Annotated in this window: 19 protein-coding genes; 8 read left to right on the plus strand and 11 right to left on the minus strand. The window is 66.5% G+C overall.

Annotation, left to right across the window (positions count from 1 at the left end; translation table 11 throughout):
* Window positions 1–96: 96 nt before the first annotated feature.
* Both ABH933_RS19905 and ABH933_RS19910 read right to left on the minus strand, forming a co-directional pair.
* The gene (locus ABH933_RS19905; protein ID WP_429423685.1) at window positions 97–900 is read right to left on the minus strand and encodes an ABC transporter permease; all 804 of its coding nucleotides are present in this window, start codon (window positions 898–900) and stop codon (window positions 97–99) included.
* Window positions 897–1907 (minus strand): ATP-binding cassette domain-containing protein, encoded by a 1011-nt coding sequence (locus ABH933_RS19910; RefSeq protein WP_429423686.1) that lies wholly within the window; start codon window positions 1905–1907, stop codon window positions 897–899. The genes ABH933_RS19905 and ABH933_RS19910 overlap by 4 nt, the downstream gene beginning before the upstream one ends.
* Window positions 1908–2000: 93 nt before the next feature.
* Between ABH933_RS19910 and ABH933_RS19915 the strand changes: the two genes are divergently transcribed.
* Window positions 2001–2774, plus strand: a complete 774-nt coding sequence (locus ABH933_RS19915; protein ID WP_429423687.1) for a TetR/AcrR family transcriptional regulator — start codon at window positions 2001–2003, stop codon at window positions 2772–2774.
* A 200-nt stretch (window positions 2775–2974) separates the two neighbouring features.
* On the opposite strand, the gene ABH933_RS19920 is transcribed toward ABH933_RS19915, so the two are convergent.
* Both ABH933_RS19920 and ABH933_RS19925 read right to left on the minus strand, forming a co-directional pair.
* Window positions 2975–3172: a hypothetical protein gene (locus ABH933_RS19920; protein WP_429423688.1), complete on the minus strand. Its 198-nt coding sequence runs from the start codon at window positions 3170–3172 to the stop codon at window positions 2975–2977.
* A gap of 511 nt (window positions 3173–3683) precedes the next feature.
* Entirely contained in the window at window positions 3684–4487 is an 804-nt protein-coding gene (locus tag ABH933_RS19925; protein ID WP_429423689.1) for a hypothetical protein, read from the minus strand.
* A 143-nt stretch (window positions 4488–4630) separates the two neighbouring features.
* Between ABH933_RS19925 and ABH933_RS19930 the strand changes: the two genes are divergently transcribed.
* Both ABH933_RS19930 and ABH933_RS19935 read left to right on the plus strand, forming a co-directional pair.
* Window positions 4631–4984: a hypothetical protein gene (locus tag ABH933_RS19930; RefSeq protein WP_429423690.1), complete on the plus strand. Its 354-nt coding sequence runs from the start codon at window positions 4631–4633 to the stop codon at window positions 4982–4984.
* Window positions 4981–5550 (plus strand): HD domain-containing protein, encoded by a 570-nt coding sequence (locus tag ABH933_RS19935; protein ID WP_429423691.1) that lies wholly within the window; start codon window positions 4981–4983, stop codon window positions 5548–5550. Before ABH933_RS19930 ends, ABH933_RS19935 begins: the two co-directional genes overlap by 4 nt.
* Here the strand turns inward: ABH933_RS19935 and ABH933_RS19940 are convergent.
* Both ABH933_RS19940 and ABH933_RS19945 read right to left on the minus strand, forming a co-directional pair.
* A complete protein-coding gene (locus ABH933_RS19940) occupies window positions 5538–6005 on the minus strand; it encodes an NUDIX hydrolase (protein WP_429423692.1) in 468 nt (155 codons plus the stop codon). The two genes, ABH933_RS19935 and ABH933_RS19940, sit on opposite strands and share 13 nt — an antisense overlap.
* 17 nt (window positions 6006–6022) lie before the next feature.
* Entirely contained in the window at window positions 6023–6289 is a 267-nt protein-coding gene (locus ABH933_RS19945; protein WP_429423693.1) for a hypothetical protein, read from the minus strand.
* A 145-nt stretch (window positions 6290–6434) separates the two neighbouring features.
* Here ABH933_RS19945 and ABH933_RS19950 point away from each other — a divergent pair, with 145 nt between their 5' ends.
* The gene (locus ABH933_RS19950; protein WP_429423694.1) at window positions 6435–7787 is read left to right on the plus strand and encodes a cytochrome P450; all 1353 of its coding nucleotides are present in this window, start codon (window positions 6435–6437) and stop codon (window positions 7785–7787) included.
* A 76-nt stretch (window positions 7788–7863) separates the two neighbouring features.
* On the opposite strand, the gene ABH933_RS19955 is transcribed toward ABH933_RS19950, so the two are convergent.
* Both ABH933_RS19955 and ABH933_RS19960 read right to left on the minus strand, forming a co-directional pair.
* Entirely contained in the window at window positions 7864–9582 is a 1719-nt protein-coding gene (locus tag ABH933_RS19955) for a putative bifunctional diguanylate cyclase/phosphodiesterase (RefSeq protein WP_429423695.1), read from the minus strand.
* A 169-nt stretch (window positions 9583–9751) separates the two neighbouring features.
* A complete protein-coding gene (locus ABH933_RS19960) occupies window positions 9752–10213 on the minus strand; it encodes a MarR family winged helix-turn-helix transcriptional regulator (protein ID WP_429423696.1) in 462 nt (153 codons plus the stop codon).
* A 68-nt stretch (window positions 10214–10281) separates the two neighbouring features.
* On the opposite strand from ABH933_RS19960, the gene ABH933_RS19965 reads away from it, so the two are divergent.
* Window positions 10282–10752 (plus strand): MarR family winged helix-turn-helix transcriptional regulator, encoded by a 471-nt coding sequence (locus ABH933_RS19965; RefSeq protein WP_429423697.1) that lies wholly within the window; start codon window positions 10282–10284, stop codon window positions 10750–10752.
* A gap of 26 nt (window positions 10753–10778) precedes the next feature.
* Here the strand turns inward: ABH933_RS19965 and ABH933_RS19970 are convergent, their stop codons facing one another.
* Both ABH933_RS19970 and ABH933_RS19975 read right to left on the minus strand, forming a co-directional pair.
* Window positions 10779–11528 carry a thioesterase II family protein gene (locus ABH933_RS19970; protein ID WP_429423698.1) on the minus strand — a complete coding sequence of 250 codons (750 nt, stop codon included), beginning with the start codon at window positions 11526–11528 and terminating at the stop codon, window positions 10779–10781.
* Window positions 11529–11854: 326 nt separating this feature from the next.
* Entirely contained in the window at window positions 11855–12427 is a 573-nt protein-coding gene (locus tag ABH933_RS19975) for a TetR/AcrR family transcriptional regulator (protein WP_429423699.1), read from the minus strand.
* Between the two features lie 103 nt (window positions 12428–12530).
* Between ABH933_RS19975 and ABH933_RS19980 the strand changes: the two genes are divergently transcribed.
* From ABH933_RS19980 to ABH933_RS19990, 3 genes are all read left to right on the plus strand, one after another.
* On the plus strand, window positions 12531–13754 hold the full coding sequence (locus tag ABH933_RS19980) for an FAD-dependent monooxygenase (protein ID WP_429423701.1): 1224 nt from the start codon (window positions 12531–12533) through the stop codon (window positions 13752–13754).
* Between the two features lie 99 nt (window positions 13755–13853).
* A complete protein-coding gene (locus tag ABH933_RS19985) occupies window positions 13854–14876 on the plus strand; it encodes a nucleoside hydrolase (RefSeq protein ID WP_429423784.1) in 1023 nt (340 codons plus the stop codon).
* Between the two features lie 9 nt (window positions 14877–14885).
* Window positions 14886–15764 carry an amidohydrolase family protein gene (locus ABH933_RS19990; protein ID WP_429423702.1) on the plus strand — a complete coding sequence of 293 codons (879 nt, stop codon included), beginning with the start codon at window positions 14886–14888 and terminating at the stop codon, window positions 15762–15764.
* Between the two features lie 22 nt (window positions 15765–15786).
* On the opposite strand, the gene meaB is transcribed toward ABH933_RS19990, so the two are convergent.
* Window positions 15787–16818: a methylmalonyl Co-A mutase-associated GTPase MeaB gene (gene meaB, locus ABH933_RS19995; protein ID WP_429423785.1), complete on the minus strand. Its 1032-nt coding sequence runs from the start codon at window positions 16816–16818 to the stop codon at window positions 15787–15789.
* Between the last annotated feature and the right edge of the window lie 63 nt (window positions 16819–16881).

Here is a 16881-nt window from a genome sequence, read left to right on the forward strand (position 1 = left end):
GTCACCTGGATCCGACCCGACGAAACTCCGGCCCGGGGGAACGACGCTGGTGTCTCGGCGCGTTGTCAGCCGAGACACCAGGCCAGATTCAAGGACTCAGTCGCCCAGAGAGCGAAAGCGTCGGACCGACAGCGGCAGGAAGATCGCGGTGATCAGCAGCGGCCAGATCAACGCCGCCACGATCGAGTGCTGTGTCATCCACGCGCCGCCTGCCCAGCCGGGATTGCCACACAGTTTCCGCACGGCGGAAGCTGTGGCCGACAACGGATTCCATTCCGCGATGACCGCCAACCACTTGGGCATGGTCGCCGTGTCGACGAACGCGTTCGACAGGAAGAGCACCGGCCATACCAGTACCTGAACGACGACGACCGATTCGGGTCCCTTGGCCATCAGACCGAGAAGGATCCCGACCCAAAGCAGCGAAAAGCGCAGCAGCAGTAGCAATCCTACTGCCAGGAGTGCATTGGGAAGGCCATCGTGCCAGCGCCAGCCGAGCGCTAGGCCCGTGCTGACGACGACCGTCAGCCCGACCGCCGTATTCAGGAGATCGGCGAGGCATCGCCCGCCGACGACGGCAGCGTCGTTCATCGGCAACGATCTGAACCGGTCGGTGACCCCTTTCGCGGTGTCGGTCGCGATGGCCGTCATGGTGGATTCGAGTCCGAACAGCATCGCCATCGCGAACATGCCCGGCATCAGATACTCGTAGTAGCGGCCCCCACCGGGGGTTTTGATGGCACCGCCGAAGATTGTGCCGAACATCAGCACCACCATGATCGGGAAGAGCCAACCGATCACTATCGGCGCGGGTTGGCTCAGCCAATGCGTCAAGTCGCGGCGGGTGATGGTCCGGAGGTCGCCGAAGGCCGACGTCCTGTGAGTTTGCACCATGGTCATGCGGAAACCTTTCCGTGCTCGGCGGATTCGCGACCGACCTCGGCGCGTGCTTCGCGGCTCGTCGCGGTGAGTTGGATGAAGACCTCGTCGAGGGACGGTCGTCGCACGTTGATGTCGTGCGGTGCAATGCCCGCGTCCCGCAGCGCGACAGCCATCGTGACGAGTGCGGTGGCACGGTCCGCGACGGGGATGCGGACCATATGGGATTGCGGATCGACTGTCACCTCGCCGATGGCGACGGCTTTGGCCAGCATCGCGGTCTGTTCGGCATCCGCGGGATCGGCGAGCGCGACCTCCAGCCAGTCCGTGCCGACGCGGGCCTTGAGGTCGGCGGGACTGCCCTCGGCGATCACCCTTCCGTGCGAGAGCATCACGATACGATCGGCAAGCCGATCGGCCTCCTCCAGGTACTGCGTGGTGAGCAACACGGTTGTGCCCGCCGCGACCAGCGCTTCGATGGCCGACCACACCTGCATCCGCGCCGCCGGATCAAGGCCGGCGGTCGGCTCATCGACGAAAAGCAGTGGCGGAGAAACGATCAACCCCGCCGCCAGGTCCAAGCGTCGCCGCATACCACCGGAATACTTGCCGACCGGCCGTCGCCCGACGGCGGCGAGGTCGAACTGTTCGAGCAGTTCGTCCGCGCGGCGCTGGGCCAGCACCGGAGCGAGCCCGTTGAGCCGCCCGAACATGACCAGGTTCTGCCGCCCGGAAAGCACCTCGTCGACCGCCGCGCTCTGACCAACAAGCCCGATGCGCTCCCGCACCCGCCGCGGCTCACGCCGAACGTCGTACCCGGCCACTCGTACCGCGCCGGAGTCGAACCGCAGGAGCGTCGACAAGATCCGGACGGTCGTCGTCTTGCCCGCGCCGTTCGGACCGAGCAGCCCGCACACCGACCCCGCCGGAACCCGCAGGTCGATGCCGTTGAGTCCGGTGCCATCCGCGGCCCCGCGATAACTCTTCCGCAGATCAGTGACGTCGATTGCCACATCCGATATCGGCATATTCACTCTCCCAGCCATAGAACGTACAGTGTACCGTACGACGTACGTTAGCGTATGGCAGCGATAGCGCCAGGCGGAGGGAGAATGTTCCCCGTGACATCACAGAAAGACGCCCCGGCGGATCCCGCGCGCACTCTCGCGCTGCTGTGGGGCCTGCATCCGAAGCCGGGACGCAAGGGCCTCAGCGTCGAGGTGATCGTCGCCGCCGGGATCGACCTGGCCGACTCCGAAGGCCTCGACGCCGTGTCCATGCGCCGGGTCGCCGACAGGCTCGGCGTTGGCGCGATGTCGCTCTATACCCATGTGCCCGGCAAGACCGATCTCTTCGACCTCATGCACGACGCGGTGCTCGCCGACCTCTACCGAGATCCCGACGAGCCGGCGCGGACCGTCGGCGGGTGGCGCGCCGCGATGGAACTTATCGCCGAACGCAACTGGAGTCTCTACCAGCGCCATCCGTGGATGCTCGACCTCGTCGGTAGCCGGCCGGTACTCGGACCGAACACCACCATCAAATACGAGACCGAACTGCGCCCACTCGAGGGCATCGGCCTCACCGACATCGAAATGGATTCCGTTCTGACACTGGTCATAACCCACGTGATCGGCACCGCACGCCTGTCGGCAGGCACCTCGAATACCGACCCGACCGACCCGCAATGGTGGGACATCGTCGGTCCGATCCTGCAAAGACTCATCGACCCCAACAAGTTCCCCGTGTCATCCCGGGTGGGGTCGGCGGCGGGCAGCGAGCACAACGCGGCAATCAGCCCGACACACGCGCTGAGCTTCGGCCTGGACCGGATCCTCGACGGCGTCGCCGATCTCATCACCCACCGCCGAACCGCACCGCAACACACGCCCTGACATCGGCAATAACGGCATTCGGCTGCCGTCGCCCGGATCGCCCACACAGAAAGGCTGGAACATGTTCTCTCGGCGGATTCGACAGCGGCGATCAATCATCCCGAATCGGTAACGATTAGAGCCTGCACTGCCTCCGCTTGAACGAGTTAGCGAACTGCGTTAACGGCAGCGTCTTCCACGTGTCCAACCTGGTCACAGTGTCAGCGCCCTCTTGGACTTGAGATAACCCGGCGGAAGATGTAATCGGTGGATGTGAGCCACGCACGGGTGTGGTCGATGTGTTCACGCTCGAGGGCATCGAGCGGAACAATCTCTTCGAGGAGGTCGGCGACAAGGGCCGTGGCGGGAAGCATGCTGCGAGGGTAGTAACCGGCACCGACATCCAGCGTCGGCGCCATCGTAGGTACCGCAATTACAGTGCCTCGCAAAGCAACTCGGGCCTCCGCCTGCGCGGTACCGGTCCGCACCGGAGAACGGTCACTGGCGGCAGATCCGGCAGGTACGGATGCGGGCCGAGTGCGGTGTACCTCATCGTCCGGGTACCGCTGCTTGGATGTGGTCGAGTTCGGCGTGGACACGGTCGACCACGTCCAGCAGCGGCATGGCGATGTCCCCGGTTCGGGCTTCGCGGATACGGTCGGTCAGATGTTCTGTCGATGACCGCAGTGCGGGCCTGGTTCGCACGGATACACCGGTCGCATCCGCATCCAGATTCGGTTCTGCGTTGCGAATTCGCGTCCCCAGGGGCGACTGCTGTCATCACGCCCGGGCTGCCGGCGGTGAGGCGTAGATTAGAGAAGGGTGAATGGTCAACTGCGCGTGAGTCATTGGCTGGCAAGCGGGGCAGCCGGGGCATTCAAGCGGGGAGTTCGTTGAGTAGCTGCTGGAATTCGATGGTGGGTGTCATGATCAGGGCGGTGTCGTCGAGTTCGACGTGGACAGCCGGTGTGATGGTGCCGTTGTGTGATAGAGGTGCGGGCTGACCGGCGAGGGGTCGGTTCGATGGCGTTGGGCCGATATCTGTGCCAGCACGTGGACTGCGCGCAGGATCGTGACTGTGGTGATCGGTGCGGCGTACAGGCGCAGGTGTGTCGGGATCGCGAATACGGCGCCGCGGGGGCTCGTAACGGGGTAGTCGCACAGCCAGAGCGCGTGTGCGCTGGTGTATTCCCCGCCGTCGAGCACGTACCAGGGTGGCGCGTCGTCGGGGAAGTCCGGTTCGATGAGGTCCGCGCGGCCATCTGTGAGTGTGTTGTGCTCGGCCAGCACGAATAGCTCGGCTTCTTCGATCGGCCAGCGGTCCAAGTCCTGGTAGGTGATCGCGGACATGGTGTGCACACCATCGAGCACCACACGCTGCAGGAGCCCGCACGGCAGTGCCCTGGACACGCTCCCGGGTGGTTCACGGAAGTCGTTGCCGTACAGCCGGGTTCGGATCAACGGTTTGCCGGTCGCGAAGTCCTGTGCTTCGAGGGGGAGCTTGCGTTCAGCTTCGAGGCGCGCGATGTCGGTGGCCAGGTAGTCCGCGGCCAACGCGGGCCAGTCCTGTGGCGGTGCGGCCGCGGCCCGGCGCAGGAGATCATCGAGCCGGACCGCGGCGGTCCCGGCCGGTCCGGTGAGAAACAGTTCGCCGTCGCTGGTCACCTGGACCGTGTAGCCGTGCAGCTGCGCTGCGGTAGCCAGCAACTCCACGACCATGTCATTGCCGCTCATCACCCCTCCTGACTGCCCGAACACCCCTCGTGCATCGGATGTCATGGCCAACGGGCCGAGGATAGCGGCGACGTCCGACATCTCAGGGCGCTCCCAGCGCCACCCACCCCCGAACTGGTCCAGATCGAAGCTGAACGGCAAGGATGGACAATGTCCTGTTCGCGCATGTGCGGAAGGCGGCCGGGGAGAACCTGTCGGAGTGGATCGCCAAGGCGTGTCGGCAGCGGCTGCTGGGTGAGGGTGTGCGGTCTGCGGTCGTCTGGGAGCGCGAGCACCCAGACGAGGCGGCCGCCGCCCGCGCCGCAGAGGCCGTACGGCAGTTGGAGGCCGACGCCGAGACTGAAGTCCGCTACCAGGCAGACGAAGCCGCCCGCCACCGCGGTGGTGACGGTGCCGAACCCACTGCCGCCGAGATCGCCGCAGCCGAGGCCCGTGTCCGGGCACTGTTCGAGCGCACCGACCGGAAACTGCAGGAGCAGCCGGACTGCGAGCAGTGAAGTCCCCTGCGCTCCCAGAGGTTCCGCAGTCGCGCCTGGCTGAATCTCTTCTTGCACAGTCTCTTCCGCGGCGCTGGGCTCATACCCAGGGGTTCGCCGGCGCTGCGGCACGGCTGGCGCCGCTGGCGGCAGACGATGCTGAGCTCCTGGTCGCCTCTGCGCTACTGCACGACATAGGCTATGTACCCGCGATCGCGGTGACCGGCTTCCATCCTCTCGACGGCGCCCGCTTCCTGCGCGAGGAGCACCAGGCCGATGAACGGTTGGTCCGACTGGTCGCCAACCACACCTTCGCGCTGCTGGAGGCCCAGGAGCGCGGACTGCGCGCCGAGCTGGAAGCCGAGTTCCCGATCCTGGACAACCTGCTACTGGTGGACACGCTGACGTACGCGGACATGACCACCACGCCTGACGGTGAGCCGACCACGCCCGCGGCCCGGATCGCGGAAATCCTCAGCCGGTACGGCCCGGATACGGTGGTGGGGCGGTTCATTCAGCGTGCCGAGCCCGAAATCCTCGCCGCTGCAACGCGTATCGACCGTCGACTTGCCGATCACCCGAGGTAGGGGTAGTTGCCGGACAGGAAGTCCCCGATCTGCTGACGCATGCTCGAGTGAATGTCGTACTCGTCCAAATCCTTCGGCATGACGAAAGCGACGCCGTCGGCCTCGTCGTTGATCGTCGGCTCTCCCGAGACCGGTTTTCCGATGTAGCAGTTCTCGTACTGCTGACGGACCTCGCCATCGGTGTAGGCGACGATATGGTTCCGATTGCTGTACACCCCAAGGAATCCCGTGACCTCCGCGGTGATGCCGGTTTCCTCCCGGCATTCGCGGATGGCGCATTCGGCGGCGGTCTCACCGAAGTCCAACGCCCCACCAGGCAGCGCCCATTGACCGGTGTCACGGCGCCGCTGCAGCAGGATCGCACCGTGGTCGTCGGTGACCAGCAGGTTACAGGCCACGACCAGTGAGTTCGGTGTGGGTGCAGCCGGGTCGTAGTAGTACTCGATCCTGCCCATGACTTCAGACCTTTCACTCAAGGGGTCCAGGGCTGCGCATCAGCCCAGATGGCGTCGAAGCTTTCGGTGTAGTTGTCGAACCAGCTCGTTCCGTCGATTCGTTTGAGCTGCAACACCTGGTTGGCGCTGGCGGGCTGGCCCCAGATGTGCGGATTGACCAGCAGGGTGTCGTCGTACCGGAACAGCGAGTTGTACAGGGTGGTGTCGTGCAGGCGCACCTCACACCGCTCCTGGCCTGGCAACAGCCGGTAGTAGCTCAGCGACGCCCGGATTTTCGCGGCCAAGGTGTCCCCACCTCCAGCTGGAAGAAGTGCCGGTGCTGGATGCCGGTTGCGGGCAAGTTCGATGATCGCGACCACTCGAAGTCCTGAGAGCGGTGGATTTACCGTTGCGGGTGAGCCGGGGCGATCTCGGCTTTAATCAGTGGTTATGTCCAGTTCTGTTGCCACCCAAGAGCTTCCTCCGTTGGTCAGGGGCCGCATTCGCAATACCAAACGCTTCGTCGACGACCCGATTGCGTTCCTGTCCGACTCGATGGCTGAACACGGCAACGTCTTTCGCTTCCAGCTGGTGAACGGGACCATGCTCGGGGTGACCCATCCGCACTACATCAAGTACATCCTGCAGGAACGTATGCGGACCTTCACGCGGGAAACCCAGATGTACGACCTGATGGAGCCGTTCGCAGGTCGTGGCCTGGCGTCGATTTCCGACCACGATCGCTGGCGCCGCAATCGGCGTCTGGTCCAACCCGCGTTCCACCACAAGCAGATCGCCGAGCTGAGCGAGATCATGGTGGCCGAGGTCGACGCCCTGTGCGCGGAATGGGCCGAGTACGCCCGCACCGGGCAAACGGTCGACCTGGGTCAGCAGCTGAGCCACCTCACCCTCCGGATCGTGGTGCGCGCGCTGTTCGGCCTGGATCCGCACGGTCCCTACATCGCCGACTTCGCCCGGGCGGCCGAGAACGCGAACGTGGAACTGGGCCGGTTCGTGCGTATGCCGTTGGTCCCCTTGAAGGTTCCAACGGCGAGTCACCGCCGGTTCTGGCGGGCGATCGCCGAGATGGACACCGTCGTCTACGCGGTGATCCGCGAGCTGCGCAAGCAGGACAACGGCGGCCTGCTGTCCATGCTCATCAACACCGAAGACGAGGACACCAGCGAGCGCTTCACCGACAAGGAGTTACGTGACGAGGTCGTGACCATGCTGTTCGCTGGTCACGAGACCAGCTCGTCGGCCCTGACGTCGGCCATGCTATTGCTGAGTATGCATCCGGAGCAGCGCAACCGGTTGCACCGGAGCGTCGACGGCGCGCTACCCGGCGGGCACGCGGTGATGACCGACCTGCCCGCGCTGTCCTACACCAAGCAGGTGCTGGACGAGGTGTTGCGCCTCAAGCCGCCGGCGTGGATGGGGCAGCGCCGCGCTGAGGAGGACGACGAGATCGGTGGCTTCGCCATCCCGGCCGGAACCTCGGTGATCTACAGCTACTACCACGCGCACCGCCACCCCGAGTTCTGGAGCCGGCCAGACTCTTTCGACCCGGACCGGTTCGCTCCCGACGCCGTTGCCGCCCGCGAACGCAACCTGCTGCTGCCCTTCGGCGCGGGCGGTCACATGTGCATCGGTAACGCGTTCGCGATGATGGAGATGCAACTGGCGCTGGCGACCATTGCGCGGCGATTCGAGTGGACCGTCGAGAACCCGGACCCCACTCCGATTTCCTCGCTGACGCTGAACACCAAATACCCCGTCATCGCCACACTGACCGAACGGTAGCAGCGGAGGCCGGCGCGGCTATCCGCCCGGATTGCCGCGCCGGTCCAGGATGCCCGGCCCGGGTGACAGTCGATGATCAATGCTCGTTGTGCGCGGCCGCGCCGCGCTGCTTGATGAGTTCGTCGAGAATCGCCCGCACGGTCTGAGGGCCGCCGTAGCGGTAGCCCTGCACCAGCGAGACGCCAAGATCGGCGAGCACTGCCGCTTGGTGCGCGTTCTCCACCCCTTCGGCGATGACCTCCATGTCGAGCGCCTTGCTGAGCGCCTTGATCGCCCCGAGCAGCGGCGGCGCGGGTACGTCCGTGGTGACCGCCGCAACAAAAGACCGGTCCACCTTGAGAATGTCCGATGGAATGGCCGCCAGCCTGCTCAACGATGAGTAACCGGTGCCGAAGTCGTCGATGGCGATGCGCACGCCGGTGTTCCGCAAAGCGTTCAGGTTGTCGATCGCGTTCTGTGACTCGGCCTCCAACTGCGTCTCGGTGACCTCGAGCACGAGCTGCCCGGCGTCCCAGCCGGTGCTGCGCAGAGTGCTGCGTACCCGGTGGGCGTAATCGCTGTCGGCCAACTCCAGACCGCTGACATTGACGTTCAGCGTGAGGTCGAGATCGCCGACAGTTCTGTGCAGCCAAGCTGCGTCCACACAGGCCCGGTGTAGCACCACCCGGTCCAGGTCGGCAATCAGGTTGTACTCCTCCGCGGCGCGGATCACCCCGCTCGAGCTCAGGCCAGGCTCGATGGCCGAGGACCAGCGCAACAGCGCCTCCACGCCGACCACCTTGCCACCGAAGGGCAGGCTGACGATCGGCTGGTACAGGACTTCCAGGTCGTCGTCCGCGATGGCACGGCGCAGCTCCTCAGCCAGGGCGATGCGCTGCCCGGATTCGAGCCTGGTCAGGTTGCGGCCTGCCTGCTTGGCCCGATATCGGCCCATATCGGCCCGGCTGACCAGCATAGATGCCGGTTCGCCCGGTTGCCATGACGTAACGCCCGCGCAGCAGCCGGTGGTTGTCGCCGCGCGCATGCGGTCGGTGAGCGCGACCGCGGTCGGTTCGGTTGTGTCCGGGAGCAGTACCGCGAACAGATCCCCACCGAGCCGGGCCAGTGTCTGTTCCGGCTCCAACAGGTTGCACCAGGTGTCAGCGACCTGCTGCAGCACCGCATCGCCCGTGGGCTGGTCGAGGTGCCCGTTGCTCGTCTGGAAGCGGTCCGGCTCGGCCAACACCAGCGCGGGGCGTTGGCCGAGCCGGCCGGCCTTGCCGATCTCGGCGTTCAGCAGCCGCTCGAAGCCGCGCCGGTTGAGCAGGCCGGTGAGCACATCGATATCGGCTTCTGCGGCCATCCGGGCCAGAATCGTGACCACCATGCCGACCACCACCGTCACCCCGGCCGGGATCACCCCGATCCACCATTGCAGTTGCTCGCGAGTGCCCAACACCACCATGCAGCACACCACGGCGAACGCGATCTCCAGGCCGGTGATGCGCCTGCTGAAGAAGAACGCGGCGTCGCAGGCGACGAAGACATACAACGACGACAGCGTGGCGGCGGCGGTGACGCCGGGAAGCCAATGAATGGCAACGGTGATCATTACGGTCCCGAGCGAGACCAAGATCGGGTGCGCGCGCACCGGCATCCGCTCACCCATCAGATACAGCAGGATGCCAGTGAGAACCGCGAGCAGCGCTATCCCGAACACGATGGTGCGAGGGCCCAACCCGTCGCCCGTCAGTGCAGCCACCGCGGCAGCGAGCAGTCCGCCGACAAAAAAGAATGCCCCCGTAGTCCAGGACATCAGGCCCGCTGTTGCTACCGCCGATGCTGCCCGCGCCCGAGTACGGGAACCACCGCGGGTTCCGACTCCTCGCATCTTTCCAGACTAGACGCGTAAGTCCGAAGGTCTTCGGGCTGATACTGCGTTGGCCTGGTCAGTAGTTGGGCGTGGGATATCTGCCCGCCGATGCTCAGTCGGACTCGCTGACGACGCGATCGAAGTCCTCGACGAATTTCGCTAGCAGGCGGGCGAATTCGTCCCGCTCGGTGTCCGTCCAGCCGGCCGTCGTGCGCGCGAAGACGGCCTGCCGAGCCTCGTGTACACCCGCGAGCGCCGCGCGGGCGCTCGGAGTCAGGCGAAGAAGCACGCGACGGGCATCGCCCTGATCGGCCTCACGACGTAGTAGTCCGTCGGCCACCGCACGGGCGACCAGGCGGCTGGCGCGCGGCTGGTCGACGCCGAGCGCCTGGGCGACATCCCCCACCGTCGCGGCATCCGCCCGCCCCTCCACCGCATCCAGCACGCCGAACGTGGTGGGGTCGACGGCCGTTCGAATGCCCTTGGCGCCCAGCCGATTCAACGTCCGGCGGGTCTGGCTGCGCCGGATCGCCACCATCGCGCGCTCGATCGTCCCCAACGCACTATCGCTCATACTTGCCATCTTACAAACACTTGCTAAACTACATTTATATGTCTTATGACAACCATTTGGAGTTCGCCATGACCACATCGGAACAGTCCGCACACCCGGGAAACGAAACCGGCATCCCCAGGCCGCTCGGCTACTGGGTCAAGCACATTCACAACCGGCTCGAGCACAATCTGGCCGCTCAGCTGCGAGAATTCAGCCTGGACCGGCGGGAGTGGCAGGTGCTCAACACCGTCGCGCACGGCCCCATCGATGCGGACGGCATCAATCGCGCGCTCGAGCCGTTCTTCATCGCGGACGAGGCCGCCGCGGCGTCCCACACGACGGCGCTGAGCGAACGAGGCCTGATGCTGCGCGACCAGGCCGGGCGCTACCTGCTGACCTCGGCCGGTCAAGCTCTGCACGGCCGAGCCGCGGATCGCATCCACGACGTCCGGCTCGCCACCACGCGGGGCATCACGCCGGAGGAATACGCGCAGCTACTCGATCTGCTGCGGCGGGTATCCGAGAACGTGGATGTCGTTGCCGCACAGTGGGCGTAAACCTTGGAGTCTCGACGGCGTGAGCCTCAGCCCAGACGTTCGATGACGAAATCGGCCACGTCGGTGACCTTTTCGTCCAGATAGAAATGCCGCCCGGGAAAAGTGGCCAGATCGAAGTCACCGGTGGTGAAGCGGCGCCATTCCCCCGCCTGCGGCGGCGTCACGTCGGGATCCGCGTCGCCCACCATCGCGCAGATGCCGCACTGCAGCGGCTCCCCCGGCTCGTATCGGTACGTCTCGACCGCCTCGTAGTCCGCGCGGACCGCGGGCAGCACCAGCGCCGCCAGACTCGGCTCGGCCCGCAGGATCGCCACCGACGCGGGATCGTTGGCCAGGCGCTCCAATTCGGCGATTACCGCGGCGTCCGGGGCACGGGAGACGCTATGGGAGTACGGCACATCCGGCGCGGCTCGTCCCGAGACGAACAGCCGAATCGGACTCTGCCCCTTCGCCTCCAGCCGCCGGGCCACCTCGAAGGCCACGGTGGCGCCCATGCTGTGACCGAACAGCGCCAGCCGCGGCGCACCCGGGGACAGCGCGTCGGCGATCCGGTCCGCGAGCGCCCCGATATCGGGAATCATCGGATCGCCGAGCCGGTCCTGCCGACCGGGATACTGCGCCGCGAATACCGCTGTGCCCTGGTCGAAGCACCGCGCGAGCTCGCGGTAGGCGCTGGCCGAACCACCGCCCGGCGGGCAGCACACCAGCACCGCGCGGGGGTCGGGCACCGCGCGCAGCTCACGCAGCCACTCCCCTGCGACGATCCTTCCCGCCACGAACCTTCCTCTCCCGCACGCCGATCGACATACTCTCGCGGGCCCCGCGTCCACGGTCGCTCCGATCGCGAGACTACCCGCCGCACAGGCACCCTCGACGCGAATACCCACCGCGGCGTCGGCCGCATCGGGGTTGGGTTGATCATCCAGCGTCCGGCAGGCGCGGGAGGGTCAGCTGAGCGCGCACCCTTCCCGGGCGCAGAGATCGAGCCTCCGGTCGCCGCGGACTGTTGGCGACCCAACAACTGCCGCGACCACATCCGCCACGCCGGACCAGCAGTCGTTGGCGCGGCCCTGTTCTCGGCGTAGTCGACAGACTCGTGAATTCACTTGCCGTGCAATGCCTTTACGGCAAGTTCAACATCCTCGCCGCGCAGCATCTCACCACTGGGCGCCACCAGCGACAGCAGTGCGACGCCCTGGAACAGCGCGAAATACACCTTCCCGACCGCGCGGGCCTCCGCGGCGGTGAGGCCGGGATGCACCTCGCGCAGCAGCGTGGCCAGTTCCGGATAGACGCTGTCCGCGGCCGAGGCCAGGTAGGCCTGGGATTCGGGGGTGCGGGAGACGTTCACGGCGTTCTCGAGGCTGAGCATCAGCTGGTCTCGGCACTCGAACGCGACATTCAGCATCGCATCCCAGGTCGGTTCGATCGATTCGAACAGCGTGCGCCCCTCGCCCGCGTCCCGAATCGCCTCGTCCATCCCGTCGCCGATCTCGGCGCCCACCCCCTCGGTGACCGCCTCGGCGATGAGGCGGTCCTTGGACCCGAAGTGATAGCCGATGGCCGCCAGGCTCACCCCGGCCGCTCCCGCGATGTCGCGCGCGGTGACCTTGGCCAGACCGCGCTCGAGGATCACCTTCCGCGCCCCCGCCAGCAGATCTTCCCGATTACCCATATCCCCAGGTTACAACGTCTCAGACATTTGTACTAGACAGACGTGCAAGTCATATGGCACATTTGTCTAAGACGTTTGAGCCAACCGACAAGGAACCGTCATCATGAGCAGCACCGCCAACACCCCCCACGTCCTCGTCTCCGGCGGCGGCATCGCCGGGAACGCCGTTGCCCTGCAATTGCTCCGGGCCGGAATCCGGGTCACCATCGTCGAGCGCGCGGCCGCTCCCCGGCCCGGCGGGCAGGCCGTGGATCTGCGCGGCCCGAGCCGTGAGGTCGCCGAGCGGATGGGGCTCATGCCGGGCATCCGCAAGTACCAGCTCAACGAGCTCGGCATGAGCTACATCGATGCCAAGGGCCGTACCTTCTCCAACCTCTCGATGGAGCACTTCGACGGCAAGGGACCGGTGGCCGACATCGAGATCACCCGCGGTGATCTGAACCAGGTGCTACTGGACGAGGTCGCCGGGGCGGGCGGCGACCTCGACTACCGCTACGGCGAATGGATCTCCGCGCTGCGCCAGGACGACGCGGGCGTCGAGGTGGATTTCGCCTCCGGCCGCACCGAACGCTTCGATCTCGTCGTCGGCGCGGACGGCGTGCATTCGGCCACCCGCCGCCTGGCGTTCGGTCCCGAGGACACCTTCGCCACCTACCTCGGCGGCTGCATGTCCTTCTTCACCGTGCCGACCCCGCCCAACGTGCGGCCCGGCTGGTTCGCGATGCAGTTCGTGCCCGGTGCCACCGTGGGCCTGCGGCCCGACCACGACCCTGCGACGTCCAAGGCCATCCTCACCGTGCGGGCCGACAAGCCGGTTCCGGGCCTGCGCGGCGATGTCGAGGCCCAGCACCGGTTCTTCGCCGAGCACCTGACCGGCGCCGGCGACGGCTGGCACGCCCCGGCAATTCTCGATGCCATGGCCACCACCGAGGACTTCTACTTCGACGAGCTCGTCCGGATCGATATGCCCTCACTCAACGCCGGACGCGTGACGTTGCTGGGCGACGCGGGCTACTGCGGCTCGCCGATGACCGGCATGGGCACCGCGATGGCCATCGTCGGCGCGTATGTGCTCGCCGGTGAGATCGCCTCCACCCCGAACGATCTCGCGGACGCGCTGCGGCGCTACGAGGAGCGGGTGACCCCGTTCCTGGACGAGGCCAAGCAGTTGCCCGGCGGCGGCATCAAGATGATGGCCCCGAATACCCGATTCGGTCAGGCCATGATGCGTACCGCGAACCGCGTCATGTTTTCTCGGGCGATGCGGCCGCTGGCGATGAAGATGTTCTTCAGCAAGGGCGAGGACTACGTGCTCCCGGAGTACTGATACCCCCGCGCACCGGTCCCGCTGGACCGGTGCGCGTCCACCACGTGTCATGTCGGTGACGCCACGGATTAGGATTTCCCCGTGCCGCAGAAGATCATCATGGATGTCGATACCGGCATCGACGATTCGCTCGGTCTGCTCTATCTCCTCGCGAGCCCGCAGGCCGAGATCCTCGGCATCGCCTCCACCGCGGGTAACGTGCCCGCACCGCAGGTGGCGGCCAATAACCTGGCCCTGCTGGACCTGTGCCGGGCGCCCGACATCGAGGTCACCCTCGGGGCGGAGCAACCGCTGGCGATCCCCCTGCGCACCACGGAGGACACGCACGGCCCGCAAGGTGTCGGCTACGCCGAGTTCCCGCCGTCGCGCCGCACGCTCTCCGCGCGCTCGGCCGCCCACATGTGGGTCGATCTGGTGCGTGAGCATCCGGGCGATATCGTCGGGCTGTGCACCGGCCCGCTGACCAATCTCGCGCTCGCACTACGACTGGAACCGCAACTGCCGCAGCTGCTTCGGCGTCTGGTGGTGATGGGCGGAGCGTTCAACCATCCGGGGAACACCACGCCCACCAACGAATGGAACGTGCACGTGGATCCGGAGGCGTGGAAGGAGGTCTTCGACGCCTTCTCCGCCGCGCCGGCCGACCGCCGGCCCCTGGTCTGCGCGCTGGACATCACCGAGACCATCGAGATGCATCCCCATCATCTGATCCGCCTCGCCGAGCGCGCCGACAGCGTTCCGCGCCAGGAGGTTTCCGAATCCGACACCCCGGGCACGCGCTCGAAGGCGAGTAATCCGATTGTCCGCTATCTGACCGATGCGGTGCGGTTCTACTTCGAATTCCACCGCCAGTACGATCAGGGCTATCTGGCCCACATGCACGATCCGTTCGCGGCCGCGGTAGCCCTCGATCCCGGCCTCGCGACGACCCGGCCCGCGACGATCGACGTCGAACTGGGCGGGACCATCACCCGCGGCACCACGGTCGCGGACTGGGCGCGGATGTGGCACCGGGAACCCAACGCGGACATCGTCATCGGCACCGATCCGGCGGAGTTCTTCGACCGGCTGATCGCCCGGGTCGGTGATTTCGCCCGCGAGGTCTATCCGGCGGGGCAGTAAGGAGATTCGATGGGCGTCGACGACGACACCTACATCACGGAATTGCGGGAACGACTCGGCCTGGCCGGGTTCATCGATGTCCATACGCATTTCATGCCCGACCGGGTGCTGCGCAAGGTCTGGGCGTACTTCGACGCGGCCGGACCGCTCATCGCGCGGCCGTGGCCGATCGCCTACCGCGACGCGGAACAGGTGCGGTTGAAGACGCTGCGCGGATTCGGCGTTCGCGCCTTCACCTCGCTGGTCTATCCGCACAAGCCGGAGATGGCGGCCTGGCTCAACGATTGGTCGGCCGACTTCGCCGCCCGGACACCGGACTGCCTGCACACCGCGACATTCTTTCCCGAACCGGAGGCGGCCGGCTATGTGGAATCGGCGATCGAGGCCGGTGCGCGGATCTTCAAGGTACACATCCAGGTCGGCGACTTCCATCCCGCCGACCCGCTGCTGCGACCCGTGTGGGGCATGCTGTCCGAGGCCGGAGTTCCGGTCCTCGTTCACTGCGGATCCGGCCCCACCGCAGGCAGATTCACCGGTCCCGGGCCGATCGCCGAACTACTGCGGCAGTTTCCGCGCCTAGGGCTGATCGTCGCCCACATGGGCGCCCCCGAGTACTCCGAATTCCTCGATATCGCCGCGCAATATCCGCAGGTCCATCTCGACACCACCATGAACTTCACCGATTTCTTCGAATCCGAGGACCCCTTCCCCACCGCCGAACGCGCCCGCCTGAGCGAGCTCGGCGACCAAATCCTGTTCGGCAGCGACTTCCCCAATATCCCCTATTCCTACGGCCACGCCCTGTACGCCCTGGACCGCCTCGATCTGGGCGACGACTGGCTGCGCAAGGTCTGCCACGACAACGCCGCGCGGCTGTTCGAACTCTGAACGAGCCTCGCTCGCGGGGGTCTCAGGCGTCGAAGGCGCGCAGGATCTGCTCGGCGGCCAGCGCCGGGGTCAGCGAACCGTCGCGGACCTGCGATTCCACCTCGGCGCGAAGGGATTTCACGCCGGGGCTCTCCGCCAGACGGCGCAGCAACTGGTCGTGAACCATGGTCCAGGTCCAGTCGACCTGCTGACGTCGGCGCTTCTCGGCGAACTCCCCCGCCTCGGTGAGCACCCCTCGATGTTTGAGCACGGTATCCCAGAACGTGTCCAGACCGGTACCGTTCAGCCCGCTCATGGTCAGAACCGGTGGGCGCCACAGGGAGTCGCGGGGATGAATCAGGCGCATGGCGCCCTGCAGCTCGCGGGCGGCGGCCTTGGCCTCGAGTTCGTGGCGGCCGTCGGCCTTGTTGACCGCGACCAGGTCGGCCAGCTCGAGCACGCCCTTCTTGATGCCCTGCAACTGATCTCCGGTGCGGGCCAGGGTGAGGAAGCAGAACACGTCGACCATGTTGGCGACCGTCACCTCGGACTGGCCGACCCCGACCGTCTCGACGAGCACCACGTCGTACCCGGCCGCCTCGAGCAGCACGATCGTCTCGCGGGTGGCCTTGGCGACACCGCCCAGGGTGCCGGCGGTCGGCGAGGGCCGGATGAACGCGTCGCGCTCCACCGACAGCCGTGCCATCCGGGTCTTGTCGCCCAGGATCGACCCTCCGGTGCGCGTGGAGGACGGATCCACCGCCAGCACCGCGACCCGGTGCCCCCGGCCGAGCAAATACATGCCCAGGCCGTCGATGAACGTCGACTTGCCCACGCCTGGAACACCGGTAATGCCGACACGATTGGACTTCGCGGCCCCCTCCGAGCCGACCTTCAGCAGCAGCTGCTGCGCCAGGTCGCGATGATCGGCGCGGGTCGATTCGACCAGCGTGATCGCCCGCGCCAAACCCGGGCGCTTGCCGTGGCGCACATCGTCGGCCAGTTGGTCGACGTCGATCGTGCGCCGTTTCGCCCCGGCCGGTCCCGCGGCCGTCGGCCCCGTCGCGGCCCCCACCCCTGCGGTCGAGGTCAGCCTCGGATGTCCCGCCTGAACCCACTCCTGCCCACCGGGATCCGC

Origin of the sequence: Nocardia sp. GP40, assembly GCF_050434125.1 — a bacterium.
GTDB classification, from domain to species: Bacteria; Actinomycetota; Actinomycetes; order Mycobacteriales; family Mycobacteriaceae; genus Nocardia; species Nocardia albiluteola.